1 protein-coding gene is annotated in these 489 nt (G+C 36.4%); it reads right to left on the minus strand.

Annotation, left to right across the window (positions count from 1 at the left end):
- The coding region (locus tag EJJ37_RS20615) for a hypothetical protein (protein WP_204596871.1) at positions 1–489 on the minus strand (489 nt) is incomplete at both ends.

Consider the following 489-nt stretch of genomic DNA (forward strand, 5'->3'; position numbering starts at 1 on the left):
TAACATGCCTTTGGTATTTCTGGCAACGATCATTTTAGCTGAGTCATCACCTGCATGATAATAATATAATTTATAAAATTTTTGCAATGCTTTTACTGCGCTGTCTCTTTCAGCAACAAAAGCCAGTTGTTTACCTGCTTCATCCCATGTAAGTGATTTAACATCATTAAATCCTTTTAACAAAGTATCTGCGGTATGGGTAATACTATTGAACCGGATAACCGATGCTTTAACAAGCGAATCGCTATTTTTCCTGCTCGTTTTAAAGGCAATGCTGTTGCCTGTTTTACTCACCGCATAATCAGCCACTAATTTAAAAACAGCCTTCTTACGGTCATTTAAATGCACTATGGTAAGCTCGGTACCTTCTTCTACTTGGTCTTCATTTGTTTTATTAAGGGCTTTATCATCTTTTTTCGGTTGTAAAGCATTCATACCTTTTGCCTGTACTTCTACCAGTTTGTTTTTTAAACTGTCGGCAACTCTTAC

Origin of the sequence: Clostridium cuniculi (genome assembly GCF_004353185.1) — a bacterium.
Taxonomy (GTDB): Bacteria; Bacillota; Clostridia; order Clostridiales; family Clostridiaceae; genus Clostridium; species Clostridium cuniculi.